The sequence below is a fragment of the Sphingobium sp. genome (assembly GCA_035196065.1).
Classification (GTDB): Bacteria; Pseudomonadota; Alphaproteobacteria; order Sphingomonadales; family Sphingomonadaceae; genus Sphingorhabdus_B; species Sphingorhabdus_B rara.
Map to the genome: position 1 here is coordinate 228,676 of CP136575.1, position 17,982 is coordinate 246,657.

Genomic DNA, 17,982 nt, shown 5'->3' on the forward strand with positions numbered 1-17,982 from the left:
TCCTCCCAAATTCTCTCCCGACCAAGCTGACAGTGCCGGGCGGATTTGGGAAGATGCTTTGTCGCTATTCGATGCGGCCCTGGAAAGAAATCGTGAAACTCGGCTGTCCGGCTGCGGTTGCGCCTGCCATTGCACCTTGCGGCCGGAAACAGACATAGCGGATGGCAAGGTTAAAACCGGTTCCTGCCGGAAGCGTACACGCCGCAAAATTCGCCGGTGGCGCTCCTGCTCCTGCAAAACGGACATCAGTGGCAGCGTTGAACGTCAGCCCACTGGTCGGCGATCCTTGCGTGAATAGCGGCGCAGAGGAAGCATTATAGGTGAAATTGGGGGGCAAGGCATCGAGCACGAACACGCTGTTCGCGTCAGTCGTAAGCGTGCCGCTGTTCGATACGCCAATCGTATAGCGTACCACTGCGCCGGGTATTGCCTTGGGATTACTGGCACTGACGCCGTCGGAAAGCACCGTTGAAACCTTTGTGCTGGCGAGCGTCGCATTGTTCGACCGACGGGTGTTGGTGATCGTGCAGGTGATAACATCGCCCAATTGCGGCGTAATGTTGCCGGGCACACTGGTCGGCAACGAGGTGCTGGACGTCGCCCACGCATTTGTGCAGCCCATCGCCGCATTATATTGCACAAGTGCCGTCGTGCCTGATGCTGCCTCTGCCATCGTGTAGGCGGTGGCGGCGTTCACCTGCGTCAGGGCGGTCGCGCCATTGGTGACAGTCGTGCCGGTTCCTGTCGTTGTCGTGGTTGCGATCACCGTCGACCCCTGGGCGATGTTCATGGTGAACTGGTCGGTCGCAAAAAGCCGCCCCCCGGTGCCCAATGCCTTTTGCAAACGCACATGCGGAAATGCGGCATTGATGAAGCTGCATTGCACCGCATCGCCAAATTGCAGCGCGCCAAAGTTGAAACTGGTTGTCGCCACATTGTTCGGCATCGGCGTCGACGAACCGGTCGCGGTGTTGCTGCAGCTCAGCCGGGAGCTATATTGTGATAAGCTGCTGACGCTGCCCGGTGCCATGCTTTCGGACAGGGTCAGCGGAACCCCCGATGCAAGCGAAACCGCCGCCGCAGTGAACGGCCCATTGCCCGTTCCGCTGGTCGTGCCAGTCGCCAGCACCGTGCTTGTAGCAGTGGCGCGGATATCGAAACGGAACTGGTCGGCACTGTTTACACGCGCGCCCACGATCTGCTTGTTCAGCCGGATTGACGCAAAGCGCACGGCAAACATGACGCCTTGCAAGCCGCTCCCGACCATCGTCGTTGTTACTGTGGTCGGACTGGTTGACCCGACGATATAGCCGCCAACCGTCCCGGGCACGCCGGTTTCGGTAAAGGTCTGGGTGTTGGTGCCACTGATGGTGGGGTAATTATTGCCGCTGATCGGGTTCACCTGATCAAGGATCGTCCAGGCACCGCCATTGGTGTTCCAGCTTAGCGATTCTCCATCATTGGTCGATTCCGCATCCGCAGCGACGAACATATAGGCGGTGACTGCCGGTGAACCGGGCGGCGGTGTGATCGTTATCCCAGAGATCGTAAAGACCGTGGTTCCGCCCGCTTGTTGGTAAAGGATCGGTCGGTTGGGAATGTTCAGAAATGCGGTGTTGCCCACCGCCGCACCTCCCCATGAAGGCGCGGTGATGGAAAGGATGCCCGGTGACCCTGTCGTGCGCAGGTTGAAACTCAACGTCGCGCCATCGGACAGCGTGAAGGCAAAATTCTGGCCCGACGCGGATTTCGCCGTCGCGTCATTGTAATTTGTGAAATCGAGCCAGCAATAGGTCTGCCAACTTGGCGGCGCGGTGCCTTGCGCCCCGGCCCCCGAACAGCTTTGCGCCTGCACCGGCGACGTCCACAGCGCTGCAAGGGCAAGAAGCAACAGCGCCAAAAGCCTGAAAGGAGGCGCGTTCCAGCGCAAAAATGCCGTCACTACTTGCATCTGCCGATGGTCGACTATCCAAATTGGCCCGATCTTGTTCGGCCTGCACCTAACGGAAATTGGTTAATGCCGGTTAAAAGAAGGGCCGGTGACTTGACCGAAATGCGTAAAATCTGCGTCGCCCTTTCCACACGCGCAGCCAGTGCCTAAAGAAGGCAATCAATTGTTTTCAGGATCTGACATGACCGCAAACTACGCCGCCGATCTAGCACTCTTCATCAATGGCAGCTGGCGCACCGGCGAAGGCCGGGATGCCTTTCCCGTTCTCAACCCGGCAACCGGAAAGGCGATCGCCGATCTTCCCATCGCGACCGAGGCCGATCTGCAAGAGGCGCTTGCAGCTTCCGAGGCGGGTTTTGCGCAATGGAAGACGCAGGACGTCGAAGTCCGCGGCGCAATCCTGCACAAGGTTGCAGACCTTATCCGTGAACGCGCCGATTCGATCGCAGTGCTGCTCACCATGGAGCAGGGCAAACCGCTCGATCAGGCGCGCGGCGAAATCATCGGCGCCGCGTCGATGTTCGATTTCTATGCCGAAGAGGCAAAGCGGGCTTATGGCCGGGTGCTGGTGCGCCCGACAGGCCAGCGCGCAATGGTTTTGAAGCAGCCGGTGGGGCCAACCGCCATTTTCACGCCATGGAACTTCCCGGTTTACCTGCTCGCAAAAAAGCTGGCTCCTGCATTGGCCGCAGGCTGTTCGGTGATTGCAAAGCCGGCCGAGGAAACCCCCGGCAGCACGGCTGCGCTGATGCGTTGTCTGGCCGATGCAGGCGTTCCCGCCAATGTCGCGCAACTTGTCTATGGCGTTCCTGACATGGTCAGCCGCACGCTGATCGGATCACCGGTGATCCGTAAGGTCAGCTTCACCGGTTCAACCGCAGTGGGCAAGCATCTGATGCGCCTCGCCGCCGACGGCGTAAAGCGGATCACGATGGAACTGGGCGGCCATGCGCCGGTTCTGGTGTTTGACGATGTCGACCTCGACAAGACGCTCGATATGCTTGTGCCGCAAAAATTCCGCAACGCTGGGCAAGTCTGCGTGTCGCCGACCCGTTTTTACGTGCAGGCAGGGATATATGACGCCTTTATCAAGGGATTTGCCGAGCGCACCGCCAAAGTGCAGGTCGGCAACGGCCTTGATGCCGGGGTGCAGATGGGGCCGTTGGCCAATCCGCGCCGGCCCGACGCGATCGAGGCACTGGTCGCGGATGCACGGGCAAAGGGAGCGAAGCTGATGGCAGGCGGCGAAGCCTATGGCGACGGTTATTTTTTCCAGCCGACGCTGCTCGCCGATGTGCCGGTTGAAGCTGATATCATGTCGACCGAACCCTTTGGTCCCGTTGCAGTCTCGCGCCCGTTCGAGACGCTGGACGAGGCGATTATGCAGGCGAACCGGGTGCCCTTTGGGCTTGCTGCCTTTGCCTTTACCAACGATCTGAGAACCGCAAATCTGGTTGGCGATGCGATCGAGGCCGGTATGGTCGGGATCAACAGCTTTGCCATCTCGGTTGCCGATGCGCCCTTTGGCGGAGTCAAACAAAGCGGCTTTGGCAGTGAAGGCGGCCCCGAAGGGCTGGACAGCTATATGGTCACCAAGGCGATCCACCAGGCATGACGAACGGGTGAAGCGCCAGCTTTATCTTGCCGCCGGCTGGCTGTCGGTTGGCGCCGGGGCGATCGGCATATTCCTGCCGATCCTGCCCACCGTCCCGTTCATGATCCTTGCCGCATTTTGTTTTGCGCGCAGCAGCCCGGCACTTGAAGCCAAACTGCTCAACCACCCGCGTTATGGCCCGCATCTGGTTGCGTGGCGCGAAAAGGGCGTTGTCGGTCGGCGCGCCAAATGGTCAGCCACCAGCGCGTTCATTGCAAGCGCGCTTATCGGCTTACTGACGCTCAGCCTGCCCTGGTCGCTGCTTCCGGCGGCAGTCGGGATTGTCTGCGGAACGTGGCTCTGGCGGCGACCGGAAAGCTAAAGCGCGGCGTCGCGCACAACGGCAACGCCCGCCTCGCGCTGGACTTTCAGTTCTTGCTTGAGCGCCGCAGGGTCACGCGCGAAGACAAAGCCGAAGCTAACGCCGCCTTCCTTCCCGATTGTTGCATGGTGCAGCTTGTGCGCCTGAACCAACCGCTTTGCATAGCCGCGCTTGGGCACCCAACGGAAATAGCGTTGGTGGACAAGGCCGTCATGGATCAGCGTATAGACGATGCCATAAAACAGGATACCCAGCCCGATCCATGTTCCCGGATCCCAGGCTGACGCCCCCATCACCAAGGGGCTGCCGATGGCGAACATCGAAATGCTCATCGCTGCACCGACCAGCCCGTAAAGATCGTTTTTCTCAAGCCGGTTGTCATGCGGTTCATGATGGTCGCGATGCCAGCCCCAGCCAAAACCGTGCATGATATATTTGTGGCTGCTCCAGGCGACAAATTCCATCGCAAGGAAGGTGGCGATGACAGTGGCAATGATGGCGAACAGCGACATGGCAGCTTCTATAGCGGGTCAATCGCCCTTCGGAAAGAAATAGGCGGCAATATCATTGCCGATGCGGGCCGGGCGCAGCGTCTGGGCATCAATGCAGCACCAGCTGGATTTCACCTCAGCCAACACCTCTTCGCCCCGCTTGATCACCGTTTCGTAAAAGGCGCGCGCACCATGGATGCTTTCCAGCACGACATTGGCAACGACAACATCATCAAGAAAGGCGGGTCTGCGATAGGTGATCTCATGCTTCAGCGCGACCCAGGCGCGCTGGGCAACCGCATCGGGGGGAGCGAGGTTACGCCAATGTTCCAGGACCGCTTCTTGCACCCAGTTCAGGTAACGGCTGTTGTTCACATGGCCCATGAAGTCGATATCTTCAGGTACAATCTTGATCGGGAACAGGTGGGAAAGGGTTGTCATCGCAATTCCGATTATAGGGACGAAGGATTACAATTTCCAGAATGGCGGCAGAATAACCTTGCTTGCAAAGCATGCTTTCCTGTGTTTTGGCGCTGTGCATGAACAGCCCCCGCACACTTTATCAAAAAATCTGGGATGCCCATGTCGTCGAGCAACGCGATGATGGCACCGCGATCATTTTCATCGACCGGCATCTCGTTCACGAAGTTACCAGTCCGCAGGCGTTCGAAGGCTTGCGCACGGCAGGGCGCAAGGTGCGCCGCCCCGATCTGACGCTGGCGGTTCCCGACCATAATCTGCCAACCACCGCGCGCCGCGATGCAAGCGGCAACCGCGTCCCCATTGCCGATCCTGAAAGCGCACAACAGCTGGAAGCGCTTGAGGCGAACGCCCCAGCCTTTGGTATACGCTATATTGGCGATGCCGACCGCGAACAGGGCATTGTTCATGTTGTCGGGCCCGAACAGGGCTTTTCGCTTCCCGGCACCACGATCGTCTGTGGCGACAGCCATACGGCCTGCCATGGAGGCCTTGGCGCGCTCGCATTCGGTATCGGCACCAGCGAGGTCGAACATGTGCTGGCAACGCAAACGCTGCAATTGAAGCAGTCGAAATCGATGGAAGTTCGTGTCGAAGGCGATGTCGGCCCAGGCGTAAGCGCCAAGGATATTGTGCTGCACATCACCGGCGTCCTCGGCGCTGCAGGCGGGACCGGCTATGTCATCGAATATAGCGGCAGCGCGATCAGCAACCTGTCGGTCGAAGGCCGATTGACCGTCAGCAACATGGCGATCGAACATGGCGCGCGCGCCGGTCTTTGCGCGCCTGACGAGAAAACCTTCGCCTATCTGAAGGGCCGGCCAATGGCCCCCAAAGGTGCAGACTGGGATGCAGCAGTCGCTTACTGGCAGACCCTGAAAACCGATCCGGGCGCAACCTTTGACAAGGTCGTCGTCATCAACGCCGCCGATATCGCGCCGAGCGTGACCTGGGGCACCAGCCCAGAAGACGTGGTGCCCATCACCGGCACCGTTCCCGACCCCAAAAGTTTTGCCGATCCTTCGAAGCAGGAGGCTGCCGCCAAGAGCCTCGCCTATATGGGCCTCGAACCCGGCACCCCCTTAAACGAAGTCGAGGTGCAGAATATCTTCATCGGCAGTTGCACCAACAGCCGCATCGAAGATCTGCGCGCAGCCGCCGCGGTACTGAAGGGCAAGCGCAAGGCGGCCAATATCAAATGGGCGATCGTCGTTCCCGGTTCCGGCCTTGTAAAGGCTCAGGCCGAGGCAGAGGGCCTTGACCGCATCTTCATCGACGCAGGCCTCGAATGGCGCGAACCCGGCTGCTCTGCCTGTCTCGGTATGAATCCCGACAAAGTCCCGCCCGGCGAACGCTGCGCCTCCACCAGCAACCGCAATTTTGTAGGGCGACAAGGCCCGGGTGCGCGCACCCATCTTGTCAGCCCCGCCATGGCAGCGGCGGCGGCAGTAACCGGGCGGCTTGCCGATGTTCGGGAGTTGGTCGCATGAACCCCGTTTCCACCATCTCCGGCAAGGCCTATCCCTTTGGCCTCAAAAATGTCGATACCGACGTTATCATCCCGGCAGCATGGCTGAAAACGATCAGCCGTACCGGCCTTGGCAAAGGCGCGTTCGAGGCGCTGCGCAAGGAACCGGACAATCTGTTCGACAGCGCGCCCTATGCCGGTTCGCCCATCCTGATCGCAGGCGACAATTTCGGCTGTGGTTCCAGCCGTGAACATGCCGCATGGGCGCTGGCCGACATGGGCATAACGGCCGTAATCGCGCCCAGCTTTTCCGACATATTTTCAGGCAATGCGTTCAAGAACGGCCTGTTGACGGTCGTCTTGCCGCAGGAAGCGGTCGACCGTCTGCTGCAGGTTGCTCAGGAAAATCCCGATTTATCCGATCCGATCCATATTGATCTGGAAAACCAGGTGGTGACCACGCCCTTTCAGGATCGCTTCACGTTTGAAATTGACCCGTTCCGCAAGCATTGCCTGCTGAACGGCCTCGACGAAATCGGGATCACACTGGCAAGCAGCGATGCGATTTCCGTCTATGAGGCAAAGCTGGCGGCGGAAAAGCCCTGGCTGGCGCCGCACATGATTTGAGGAGAGTGAGAGAAATGAAAGCGCTGTTATCGACTGCCACTGGCGGCCCCGAAACCCTGGTACTGGGCGAATTGCCTGAACCCACTGCTGGCCCCGGACAGGTTGTCGTCGCGGTCAAGGCCTGCTCCATCAACTTTCCTGACACATTGATGATTGTCGACAAATACCAGTTCAAACCGCCGCGCCCCTTTGCGCCGGGCGGCGAGATTGCGGGCGTGATCGAAGCCGTTGGCGAAGGCGTCACCGGCTTTGCTATCGGGGACCGGGTAATGGCGGGCTGCGGCAATGGCGGGTTGTCTGAAAAAATCGCGGTATCGGCACACAACCTCTACAAAATGCCCGATGAAATGCCATTCGAAGACGGCGCCTCGATCCTGATGACCTATGGCACCAGTGCCCATGCTCTGAAGGATCGCGGACGGATGAAGCCCGGCGATAATGTGCTGGTCCTTGGCGGTGCAGGCGGCATCGGCATTTCGGCAATCGAACTGGCCAAGGCCTATGGCGGACGCGTTGTCGCCGGCGTATCCAGCGAGGCAAAGGCACAGGTTGCACGTGAAGCCGGGGCTGATGACGTGGTCGTCTATCCCTACCAGCCGTTCGACAAGGATCAGTCAAAAGCAGTCGCCGAAATGTTCAAGGCGGCTGCAGGCCCCAATGGTTTCGACATCATCTATGATACCGTTGGCGGCGATTATTCCGAACCAGCCGTGCGTTCGATCGCCTGGGAAGGCCGCTTCCTTGTGGTCGGCTTCCCCGCGGGAATCGCAAAGTTGCCGCTCAACTTGACGCTGCTCAAAAGTTGCGATGTGTGCGGCGTCTTCTGGGGCGCCTACACGATGCGCGAACCGGAAAAGAACCGGGCGAACGTCAATGAACTGTTCGAACTGTACAAGGCCGGCAAGATCAAGCCTCGCATTTCAGAGACCTTTCCGCTTGAACAGGGCGGTGACGCAATTGCCAAGCTGGGCAATCGCGAAGCCGTCGGCAAGCTGGTGGTGACGATCTAAAGCGCCGCTCGGCGATTTGGGCAAATCTGCGGCGCGGAAAAGTTTCGCGCCGCACCGCCTTGCGCTACCGCCCCTTGTTTGGCAGTGCAGCCATACCTATTTCCAAACAAAGAGCCGGGGACTGACCATGACCACATTCAACGATCGCGAAAATGCATTCGAGAATAAGTTTGCCCGCGACGAAGAGTTGCAGTTCAAGGTGACCGCACGCCGCAACAAGCTGGTCGGGCTATGGGCAGCAGAGAAGATGGGGCTGACTGCCGAGGAATCGGACAGCTATGCAAAATCGGTTGTGCAGGCGGATTTTGAGGAAGCGGGCGACGAAGATGTCGTGCGCAAGATCCTTGGCGACCTGACCTCTGCCGGCGTCGACAGCGACGAAGCAACGATCCGCGCGGCACTTGACGCGAAGATGGTTGAGGCGCGCCGCCAGTTTATCGAAGAGGCATAAGGCAAAAACGATGCCGATGGCGGCTGAAGAAATCGAAGGCATGATCAAGGCCGCTTTTCCCGATGCGACGGTCGAGATTACCGACCTGCGCGGCGACGGCGATCATTATGCCGCCCGTGTGGTGAGCGCCGCATTTAAGGGAATGCCCCGCGTGCGGCAGCATCAGGCGGTTTATAACGCGCTGGGTGGCCGGATGGGCGGCGTATTGCACGCACTGCAACTGACCACTGCAGTGCCGGAATGATTTTAGTAATTTGGAGTTGAGTGACATGTCCGCAAACGAACGCATCGACGAAATGGTCAAAGGCAATGACGTCGTCCTTTTCATGAAGGGCACGCCGCTTTTCCCGCAATGCGGCTTTTCCAGCCGCGCAATCGCGATCCTCGATCATCTGGGTGTCGAATATGCGAGCGTCGATGTGCTGCAGGATCAGGAAATCCGTCAGGGCATCAAGGAATATTCGGATTGGCCCACAATCCCCCAGCTCTATGTGAAGGGCGAATTTCTTGGCGGCAGCGACATCATGATGGAAATGTACGAAGCAGGCGAGCTGCACGAACTGGTCGAACAGCACGGGCTTACCAAGGCAAGCTGAGACCGGAAACCGGCCAGCGCCAGCGGGCGCATATGTAAACCCGACTTTCCAAAACCCTTGCTTATGGCTAAGCGGCCCTCATGCAGATGCCGCGCAGCGATATTCCTTATGTTGCCGACCTTTATGGCGAAACATTGCTTGGCGAAAGCGATGGAGGGTCGGCTGTACGCAAGAAGCTAGCAGACTATTTTCCGGGGCTTGCCGCCGTTACCATAGCGGCCGCAGCCGCAACCTGGTTTTCCGAACATTATGGCATGCCGGTCATCCTTGCCGGTTTGCTGCTCGGCCTCGCGCTCAACTTCATTTCAACCCAGCCCAAGGTGCATGCAGGTCTTGATCTGTGCGGCACCACCGGGCTGCGCTGGGGTATCGTGCTTCTGGGCACACAGGTGACCGCGATGCAGATTGGCAGCCTAGGCGGCCTTGCATTTGCCGGGCTGGTCGCAATCATGGCACTGACCATTCTAGCAGGGCTGATAGGCGCACGATTGGGCGGGCAAAGCAATCTGGCTGGCTGGCTGGCCGGCGGAGCAACCGCAATTTGCGGTGCCTCTGCCGCGCTCGCCATTTATGCACTGATCGGCAAGAAACGCCTCGACCAGTCACAATTCACCCTGACCTTGGTTGGCATCACCATGGCGAGCGCGATTGCCATGTCCTTCTATCCGCTGATCGCCGCATGGCTTGATTTCAGCGACCGGCAGGCTGGTTTTCTGATCGGTGCCGCAACGCATGATGTCGCGCAGGCGCTGGGCGGTGGCTACAGCTATTCGCAAGCCGCTGGCGAGACTGCCACGATCGTCAAATTGTCGCGTGTCGCCCTGCTGGCGCCTGCCGTTGCGCTGATCGGGCTCGCAATCGGTTCAGCAGGCGGAGAATCGAAAGGGTTTCTGGGCCGGATACGCCTGCCTTGGTTCATCATCGCATTCTTTGCGCTCATGATTGCAAACTCGCTGGTGATCGCGCCGCCATGGGTCGCCGAATATGGCCTGATCATATCAAAGACGCTGTTGCTGTTTGCCGTCACCGCAACAGCCATGCGGTCACGCCTTGACGCATTGCTCAGTCAGGGCTGGCGGGCATTGCTTCCTGTGATCCTCGCCTCGCTGACTGCCTTCCTGCTTTCACTAGCCGTGGCGTCGACACTGTCATGACTGGGCAGCCATATGATCTTGCCGTCATTGGCGGCGGCGTGAATGGCTGCGGCATTGCACGCGATGCGGCCGGCCGAGGCGCAAAAGTGATCCTGTTTGAGCGCGGCGATCTTGCCAGTGGCACGTCATCGGGGTCGACCAAGCTCATCCATGGCGGGCTGCGCTATCTTGAACATTATGAATTCGGGCTGGTGCGCGAAAGCCTGATCGAGCGCGAGAAACTCTGGGCGATCGCGCCGCATATCATCTGGCCGATGCGTTTCGTGCTACCCTATCGCACCGGATTGCGCCCGCGCTGGATGCTGCGCGCCGGCCTTTTCCTTTATGATCATATTGGCGGGCGCAAGCGGCTGCCTGCAACGCGGACGATCGATCTTCGAAAGGACGCATCAGGCAAGGCGCTGAAAGCCGGTTTCTCGACCGCTTTCGAATATTCCGATTGCTGGGTCGATGATGCACGGTTGGTCATCCTCAACGCGCGTGATGCCGCCGATCATGGTGCTGACATCCGCACACGGACCGAGGTGAAGCGGCTCACCCGCACCGATGGGCTTTGGCGGATCGAGCTTGGCGACGGGGAAATCGTCATTGCCAAGGCGATTGCCAATGCTGCCGGGCCAGCCGTACTCAACCTGCTCGACCGGGTGCAGGCGCGCCAGCATAACCCTGACGAGAAAATCCGGCTCGTGCGCGGATCACATATCGTCGTGCGTCAGCGCTTTGACAGCCCGCAGGCCTATTTCTTCCAGAACCCCGACGGCCGCATCTTCTTTGCGATTCCTTATGAGGATGATTTCACGCTGATCGGAACGACGGACGCAGATCATCAGCCTGGCGACCCGATTGAAGCCAGCGCCGAGGAAATCGCCTATCTGTGCGCCGGGGCAAGCGAATATCTGCGCGAACCAGTGACGCCTGCCGACGTTGTGTGGAGCTATGCTGGCGTGCGCCCGCTTGTCGACGACGGGTCGGGCAAACCCGAAACGGCATCGCGCGGCTATCGCTTCGATGTCGACACCGATGCGAACGGAAATGCGCCATTGCTGTCGATATTCGGAGGCAAGATCACCACCTATCGCCATCTTGCAGAAGGTGCGATCGCCGAATTGGCGCGATGGTTGCCGCAATTCAAATCGGGCAGCTGGACTGCAAAAGCGCCGCTTCCCGGTGGCGGCTTTGCCATTGACGGCGCGCCCGCGCTGCGCGCCGAACTGGCGGCGGAATATCCCTTCCTCGACGCCGCAACGGTCGACAGGCTGGTGCGCAGCTATGGCACCAGTGCGCGCGAATGGCTGGGCAATGCCCGGTCTGCAGCCGATCTTGGCCAAGCATTTGGCCATGGCTTGACCGAAGCAGAAGTGCGCTATCTGATTGACCGCGAATGGGCCCAGTCTGCCGATGACATTTTGTGGCGGCGCAGCAAATTGGGGCTGCGCTTCGATGGCGCGCAACGCACCACGCTCGAGGATTTTTGCGCGCGCGTTTAAGGGTTTAACTGCGGCCCTGTTGTTGTAACCTTGGCCCTCATGATTCGCGATGGGGGGCCATTTCATGCCGAAGGCCAGCGGCAATCAGGTTCCAGCAGCAGACGGGCGCTTTGCCGCCTTCATCAGCTATAGCCATGCCAATGCCGAAAGCGCTGCGTTGTTGCAGCGGCGGCTGGAGCGCTATCGCCTGCCTCCGCAGGTTGCGGCCGAAAAGGGCGAACGGAACCGGGCTATCGGACGCATCTTCCGCGATCGTGAAGATCTGGCCGCTGCACCCAGCCTGACCGACGCCATCAAAGAGGCGCTGGCAGAATCAGATGCGCTTATCGTCATCTGTTCGCCAGCGGCCAAGGCATCGCGCTGGGTGGCAGAGGAAATCGCGCTGTTCCGGCAGATCAACCCGGGGCGGCCCGTGCTCGCGGCCTTGGTCGATGGTGAGCCCGCCGACGCCCTGCCCGAAGCGCTGACTGACGGCGGCCTTGAACCGCTGGCGGCAGATCTGCGCAAGGCGGGTGATGGCTGGTCGCTCGGCTTTCTGAAAATCGTCGCCGGAATTGCAGGCGTGCAGCTCGATTCGCTGGTGCAGCGGGACGCCCAGCGCCGCGTCCGCCGCGTGACATGGATCACGCTGGCGGCAGTAAGCGCGATGTTAGTGATGGCGGTGATGACCAGCTTTGCGATCCAAGCCCGTAACGAAGCCGCCCGGCAACGGGCAAGCGCCGAGGGGCTTGTCGAATATATGCTGACCGACCTGCGAACCAAGCTGAAAGGCGTCAACCGCCTTGACGTGATGGAAGGCGTAAACGAGCGTGCGATGGCGCATTATCGCCAGCAGGGCGATCTTGCGTCGCTGCCCGCCGACAGTCTGGAACAGCGCGCGCGCATCCTTCTCGCAATGGGCGAAGACGATCAGAGCCGCAACAAGAACGACATTGCGCTTGCCAAGTTCGAAGAAGCGCATCGCGCGACCGCAGCATTGCTGGCCCGCGAACCCGACAACAGCCAACGGATCTTTGCGCACGCACAGAGCGAATATTGGGTGGGCTATGCTGCATTTCGCGCAAACCAGCCCGACAAAACCATGCGGCACTTCCTGGAGTATAAACGGCTCGCTGACCGATTGGTCGCGCTCGAACCCGAAAAGGCCGAATGGCATCGCGAAGTTGGCTATGCCAATGGCAATTTGTGCACCCAATATCTGACCGAGCCGCTTGATGCGGATGCCGCCGTGCGTTTCTGCAAACTGGCACTCGGCAATGTGCGCCGTTTCATCGCTGCACGCCCACAGGACCCTTCGGGCAGGATTGATCTCGCCAACCGCCATGCCTGGCTATCAGACGCATTGTTCGAAGCAGGGGCAATCGACGAAGCTTGGTCACATCGGCAGCAGCAGCTTGCTTTGCTTGATGCTGCAGTGAAAGCAGATCCACGCAACGCCGATTATCGCCTGCATTGGGCGCAGTTCTATATTGCCGTCGCGAAATTCCCGCAGACCCGCAACAATGTGGAGGCCAGCCGCGAGGCTTATCGCAAGGCGCGAAGCTATCTTGATGCGCTGCTTGCCGGCGATCCGGAGAATGAGGTTATTCGTAGCTACAGGAGCAAGCTTGACAACGCCTACCGATTTCTGACGTGACCAGCAGGAGCAGAAAGATGATGAAACAGCCGACCAAAGACGGATTTGCGCAAAAGAAGATAGGGTCGAAAAAGCCCGATGGCTTCTCTGACAATCCAATCAGGGCACAATTGACGCTTGCGCTGGAACAACGCGGGCGGGCGATCGATCTCATCATGGTGGCGGGCAAAGCCTGCGACGAAGCCGCGTCGAACATTCTGCGTCAGACCAAGGAAGGTGAATTTTATCTGGCGATCGAAAAAGACACGATCATCAGCTTCGCACTTTCGGACAAGATCGACTGGCGCTGGAACCAGAAACAGGCCGCGTTGACGACCAAGGATGACCGCGAAACCCTATATGCGGTTGATGGCGGCTTCGACGATCCGCTGACCGGCGAGATCCAGTTTTACTGCAAGGCGCGCGGCGGCGATGTGCCACAGACCGACGGTTTGAGCATTGCGGTCGACCTGCAACAAAGCGGTGGAAGCTATCTTCCGATCACCATCGATCCCGATATCCGCAACCCGCCACCGGGCGGCGGCTGAAAGGAAGGACGCTGGATTTGGCGCAGGAGCACAGCCTGCAAACGATCCTGTCAATCGCACGCACAGGCGCGACATCGCGCGCCTGGGCGGCCTTCATCGCGGCCGGCTATGACCAGTCCGGAGATATGCGCGCACTGACGCTCAAGGGCCGGCTGTTGAAGGATCGCGCGCGTCTGGCGGCGGGCGCCGAACGCCAGGCACTGTTTGCCCAATCCGCCGAAGCCTATGAAATAGCGGCCGCGATCCACAATGACAGCTATCCACTGATCAACGCAGCGGCGATGGCATTATTTGCCGGCGACAAAGCCCGCACACAGGCAATAGCCAGCCGGGTGCTCGAACTGATAGACGGCGGCGTCGATAGGGGTGAGACACCCTATTGGGGCGAGGCAACGCGCGCCGAGGCACTGCTGCTGCTTGATCGCCGTGAAGATGCCGAAGCCAGCTTTGCGCGGGCGATCCAACTGGCACCCGAAGCGTGGGAGGATCATGCCGCAACGCTGCGGCAGTTCGCGCTCCTGACCACACAGCATGGCGGCGATGTGCGCTGGCTCGATCGTTTCCGTCCGCCGCCCGTGCTACATTTCAGCGGAATGATGGGCATTGCCAGCGATGATCACGACAGCAATTCCGCCATCTTCAATGCCATTGAAGCGATTGCTCCCGGCTTTGGCGTTGGCGCGCTCGCTGCCGGATCGGACATTATTGCCGCCGAAGCGCTGGCTGCACGGGGGGCCGAACTGCATGTCGTTCTGCCATCCGACCCTGCCGATTTCCGCCGGTCCTCGGTCGAACCATTCGGCCAGGACTGGGCAACGCGTTTCGATGCCTTGTTATCCGGCGCGCATAATCTGGTGATCTGCGGCACTGGCGACGTAACGAGCGAAGCCAGCGTGGCGCTTGCCGACTATCATGCAATGGGCCTTGCAGCAGAGCTGGCCGGACAACTTGAAACACGGGCCGTCGCACTGCGGGTCGAGCCCGTTAACCGGGGCGAGCGGCAGGACCCATGGAGCCTGTCCGGACGGGATATACAGCGCGTGGCAATCGCCGCCTCGGCTCCCGCTCGCGCACTACCGTTACCACAAGACCAGCTGCGTTTCGACATTGTAGTCGATGACGGCACCGTGCGGACGGTCACGCAGCTTGCAGATGCAGTGGCAGCGCTTGCCGATGGGCGCGATGCGATCACAGCCATCGACTGCCGGCTTGACGGCGCACCGCGTGTGGCAGCCTTCCTCGCGCACGGGCAGCCGGGAATGGTTGCCGCGAGCCGTGATGCCGCACTCGCCCTTCTGGCGTGCGGCGCGGTGCAACGGATCGAACCCATTGGTGAAATGGCGAGTGCAGTTGGCCCGGTTGAGCTGTGCCTCGTCGTGCTCAACCGGGCGCAGAGCTGATCGCCGATGGCTGATACGCTGACCCATGATGACAGGGCCGCCATTCGCGCCTGTTTCAATTGCAGCGCGCAAGCCGCCGACCGGCTGACTGCGGAAATGGCCGTGCGCAGCGCTCCGCATCGCGGCAAGGTGGCACTTGCCGGCGATGAAGCGACCCAGTTGCTGTTCGTCGTCGAAGGTGCGGTCTGCGCCGAACTGTTCGGAATTGATGGCCAGCAGGCTCAGCTTGCACGGCACGGGCCTGGCGAAGTGTTCGGCGCCTATCCTGCCGAAACCGTTTATCGCGCGAACATGACGGCCGTGGGGCAAACGCGGCTGTTATTCATTCCGACGCGCAAATTGCGGGTGCTTGCCGCCGAAGATGGCGAAATCGCCAATGGCATCGCCGAACTGCTCGCCCGCCAGCTTGACCTGGTGCTTGACCGCATGGCGGCGCGCATTGGGTTGAGCGCAACCGGACGTTTCTATCGCGCGCTGTTGATGCTGGCAGATGATGAAGGGACGATCCGTCCGGCCCCTGTCGTCGCCGCGATGGCGTTAAGCGTTCACACCACCCGTGAGACCGGATCACGCGCATTGGCGGCCCTTTTGCGCCGAGGCATTGCCGAGCGTCTGCCCGACGGGCTTCGTATCGTATCGCGCCGGATGCTCGAGGATTTGGTGGTCTAGAGGCTGTGTCCGGTACGGTCGCGCTTGGTTGCCAGATAATGGGCGTTGTGGGGGTTTGCAGCGATTTTCAAAGGAAGCCGCTCGACAACCGCGATGCCCTCCGCCTCCAGCCCGGCAACCTTTTCCGGATTGTTCGTCAAAAGCCGGACATTTTCGATCGCCAATAGGCGCAGCATCTGTGCGGCGACCGAAAAATCGCGCGCGTCGATGGCAAAACCCAGCCGGATATTTGCGTCCACGGTGTCGAAACCCTGATCCTGCAACGCATAGGCGCGCAATTTGTTGACGAGGCCAATGCCGCGACCTTCCTGTCGCAGGTACAGCAGCACGCCCCATTGGGCGTCGGCAATCTGATGCAGCGCTTCATGAAGTTGCGGGCCGCAATCGCATTTCAGGCTGCCCAGAACATCGCCCGTGAGGCATTCGCTATGCAGGCGCACCACGGGGGGCGATCCATCGCGATTACCGACAACCAGCGCGACATGATCCGCCGCATCGGCGACAGAGCGGTAGGCAACAAGTTCGGCATTTTCGGCGGCAGCAACCGGCAGCTTCGCACGCGCCGCAATCCGCAAGCCATTCGCATCCTGAAACGCCGCAATATCTGCTGCGGACACATCCACCTCGGCTTGCGCGTCGACAATCAGAAAAGCGGGAAGAAGCCCTGCTTCGCGCGCAAGCTCCATTGCTGCGAGCGCGGCCTGCGGCTGCTCAAGCGGTTGGGCGGCAAAGGGGCCCTTATAGGGGTAGCGTAGATCGAGAGAAGGATCGGCAATCGCCAACGCAAGCGTCGCGTCAAGATCAGAGGGCGGCGCGATACGAACGGGCAACTGCACATCAGCCGCGGAAAACTGGTTTGCCAGTTTCAGCGTCGCTGCCCGTGCCGATGATAAAAGCAGGCCAGCCACTGCGTCGCCATCGCCGATTGCGCCGGTCTCGATCGCCACCAGCGTCAGCGCGCCGCGTACATCGGCAAAGCGCACCGGCCAGCCGCGCCGCAGCGCGTCTATGGCCTTGGCCGCACGTTTGGCGGCCGCATCACTCAAAAGCGAAACTCCGTCACGATCGGCACATGATCCGACGGCTTGCCCCAGCCGCGGCAAGGTTTGTGCACGACATGGGAATGCGCCTTGTCCTTAAGGTCGGGCGTTACCCACATATGGTCGAGGCGGCGACCGCGATCGGAACTTTCCCAATCCTGCGCGCGATAGCTCCACCAAGTATACAGCTTTTGCGCCGGCGGCACAAATTCGCGGGCAAGATCGATCCAACCGCCGGCAGCCTGCATCCCGCTCAGCGCCTCTATCTCGATCGCCGTATGGCTGACGACATTGACCAACTGCTTGTGGCTCCAGACATCCTGTTCCAACGGTGCGACGTTAAAGTCGCCGGTCAAGATCGTCGGCTGCGCGACCGTGGCGGACCATTCGGTCATCCGTGCCAGAAAGTCGAGTTTTTGTCCGAATTTCACATTTTGCGTGCGATCCGGAGTATCGCCGCCTGCCGGAACATATACATTTTCCAGACGCACGCCGTTGCGCAATTCCACACCAACATGCCGCGCCTCGCCATTGGCCTGCCAATCATGCGCGGTGCGGTTTGCCACCGGTACCTTGCTGAGAATCGCAACGCCATGGTGCATCTGCTGCCCGTTGATCACGATATGATTATAGCCAAGCTGGCGGAACGGCCCTTCGGGAAATTGCGGGTCGGCAACCTTGGTTTCCTGCAGACACAAAATGTCGGGCGCCATTTCCCGAAGGAAACGTTCGACGATGTCGATACGGGCGCGAACCGAATTGATGTTCCAGGATGCAATGCGAAGCGTGGATATCATGCCGCGCTGCTTAGGGATGCTGCGCGGACGGGGCAAGGGGGCGGATGCCAAAATAGCAAAGCCCCCATCCCGGGGGCATTTGGGATGGGGGCCGAGCTTGCGTTCGTCACGCTGAATCAAAGGCCGTCATTGATGCTACGGGCAACAGGGGGAAAACCGCGCAGCGTTCTAACCTTTGATGCATGCAGAATAGGTCTGATTTCCTGTCGCCAGTATGAACGG

19 protein-coding genes are annotated in these 17,982 nt (G+C 60.1%); 14 read left to right on the forward strand and 5 right to left on the reverse strand.

Features of this window, described 5'->3' with window-relative positions:
- Positions 1 to 64: 64 nt before the first annotated feature.
- Complete coding sequence (locus tag RSE16_01140; protein ID WRH76103.1) at positions 65 to 1,942, reverse strand: CshA/CshB family fibrillar adhesin-related protein; 1,878 nt, start codon at positions 1,940 to 1,942, stop codon at positions 65 to 67.
- A 190-nt stretch (positions 1,943 to 2,132) separates the two neighbouring features.
- Between RSE16_01140 and RSE16_01145 the strand changes: the two genes are divergently transcribed.
- Positions 2,133 to 3,566: an NAD-dependent succinate-semialdehyde dehydrogenase gene (locus tag RSE16_01145; protein ID WRH76104.1), complete on the forward strand. Its 1,434-nt coding sequence runs from the start codon at positions 2,133 to 2,135 to the stop codon at positions 3,564 to 3,566.
- Between the two features lie 7 nt (positions 3,567 to 3,573).
- Positions 3,574 to 3,927, forward strand: coding sequence for a YbaN family protein (locus RSE16_01150; protein ID WRH76105.1), 354 nt, complete (start codon positions 3,574 to 3,576; stop codon positions 3,925 to 3,927).
- Here RSE16_01150 and RSE16_01155 read toward each other — a convergent pair.
- Together RSE16_01155 and RSE16_01160 are read right to left on the reverse strand one after the other, a co-directional pair.
- On the reverse strand, positions 3,924 to 4,439 hold the full coding sequence (locus RSE16_01155; protein WRH76106.1) for a beta-carotene hydroxylase: 516 nt from the start codon (positions 4,437 to 4,439) through the stop codon (positions 3,924 to 3,926). The genes RSE16_01150 and RSE16_01155 overlap by 4 nt on opposite strands.
- An 18-nt stretch (positions 4,440 to 4,457) precedes the next feature.
- Entirely contained in the window at positions 4,458 to 4,859 is a 402-nt protein-coding gene (locus RSE16_01160; protein WRH76107.1) for a thioesterase family protein, read from the reverse strand.
- A gap of 98 nt (positions 4,860 to 4,957) precedes the next feature.
- Between RSE16_01160 and leuC the strand changes: the two genes are divergently transcribed.
- The 12 genes from leuC to RSE16_01220 all read left to right on the forward strand — a co-directional run bounded on the left by leuC (position 4,958) and on the right by RSE16_01220 (position 15,923).
- The gene (gene leuC / locus RSE16_01165) at positions 4,958 to 6,388 is read left to right on the forward strand and encodes a 3-isopropylmalate dehydratase large subunit (GenBank protein WRH76108.1); all 1,431 of its coding nucleotides are present in this window, start codon (positions 4,958 to 4,960) and stop codon (positions 6,386 to 6,388) included.
- Positions 6,385 to 6,993 carry a 3-isopropylmalate dehydratase small subunit gene (leuD, locus tag RSE16_01170; protein ID WRH76109.1) on the forward strand — a complete coding sequence of 203 codons (609 nt, stop codon included), beginning with the start codon at positions 6,385 to 6,387 and terminating at the stop codon, positions 6,991 to 6,993. Before leuC ends, leuD begins: the two co-directional genes overlap by 4 nt.
- A 14-nt stretch (positions 6,994 to 7,007) precedes the next feature.
- Entirely contained in the window at positions 7,008 to 8,003 is a 996-nt protein-coding gene (locus RSE16_01175) for an NADPH:quinone oxidoreductase family protein (GenBank protein ID WRH76110.1), read from the forward strand.
- Positions 8,004 to 8,130: 127 nt separating this feature from the next.
- The gene (locus RSE16_01180; protein ID WRH76111.1) at positions 8,131 to 8,454 is read left to right on the forward strand and encodes a DUF1476 domain-containing protein; all 324 of its coding nucleotides are present in this window, start codon (positions 8,131 to 8,133) and stop codon (positions 8,452 to 8,454) included.
- 10 nt (positions 8,455 to 8,464) lie between these two features.
- Positions 8,465 to 8,698 carry a BolA family transcriptional regulator gene (locus RSE16_01185; GenBank protein WRH76112.1) on the forward strand — a complete coding sequence of 78 codons (234 nt, stop codon included), beginning with the start codon at positions 8,465 to 8,467 and terminating at the stop codon, positions 8,696 to 8,698.
- A 16-nt stretch (positions 8,699 to 8,714) separates the two neighbouring features.
- A complete protein-coding gene (gene grxD, locus RSE16_01190; protein WRH76113.1) occupies positions 8,715 to 9,050 on the forward strand; it encodes a Grx4 family monothiol glutaredoxin in 336 nt (111 codons plus the stop codon).
- A gap of 80 nt (positions 9,051 to 9,130) precedes the next feature.
- Complete coding sequence (locus RSE16_01195) at positions 9,131 to 10,204, forward strand: putative sulfate exporter family transporter (protein WRH76114.1); 1,074 nt, start codon at positions 9,131 to 9,133, stop codon at positions 10,202 to 10,204.
- A complete protein-coding gene (locus RSE16_01200) occupies positions 10,201 to 11,691 on the forward strand; it encodes a glycerol-3-phosphate dehydrogenase (GenBank protein WRH76115.1) in 1,491 nt (496 codons plus the stop codon). Before RSE16_01195 ends, RSE16_01200 begins: the two co-directional genes overlap by 4 nt.
- A gap of 64 nt (positions 11,692 to 11,755) precedes the next feature.
- On the forward strand, positions 11,756 to 13,327 hold the full coding sequence (locus tag RSE16_01205) for a toll/interleukin-1 receptor domain-containing protein (GenBank protein ID WRH76116.1): 1,572 nt from the start codon (positions 11,756 to 11,758) through the stop codon (positions 13,325 to 13,327).
- A gap of 17 nt (positions 13,328 to 13,344) precedes the next feature.
- Complete coding sequence (locus RSE16_01210) at positions 13,345 to 13,854, forward strand: nucleotide synthetase (GenBank protein ID WRH76117.1); 510 nt, start codon at positions 13,345 to 13,347, stop codon at positions 13,852 to 13,854.
- Positions 13,855 to 13,871: 17 nt separating this feature from the next.
- On the forward strand, positions 13,872 to 15,254 hold the full coding sequence (locus RSE16_01215) for a tetratricopeptide repeat-containing protein (protein ID WRH76118.1): 1,383 nt from the start codon (positions 13,872 to 13,874) through the stop codon (positions 15,252 to 15,254).
- 6 nt (positions 15,255 to 15,260) lie between these two features.
- Positions 15,261 to 15,923, forward strand: coding sequence for a Crp/Fnr family transcriptional regulator (locus RSE16_01220; GenBank protein WRH76119.1), 663 nt, complete (start codon positions 15,261 to 15,263; stop codon positions 15,921 to 15,923).
- Here RSE16_01220 and ribA read toward each other — a convergent pair.
- Positions 15,920 to 16,969 carry a GTP cyclohydrolase II gene (gene ribA, locus RSE16_01225; protein WRH76120.1) on the reverse strand — a complete coding sequence of 350 codons (1,050 nt, stop codon included), beginning with the start codon at positions 16,967 to 16,969 and terminating at the stop codon, positions 15,920 to 15,922. The genes RSE16_01220 and ribA overlap by 4 nt on opposite strands.
- The gene (xth, locus tag RSE16_01230; GenBank protein ID WRH76121.1) at positions 16,966 to 17,760 is read right to left on the reverse strand and encodes an exodeoxyribonuclease III; all 795 of its coding nucleotides are present in this window, start codon (positions 17,758 to 17,760) and stop codon (positions 16,966 to 16,968) included. The genes ribA and xth overlap by 4 nt, the downstream gene beginning before the upstream one ends.
- Between the last annotated feature and the right edge of the window lie 222 nt (positions 17,761 to 17,982).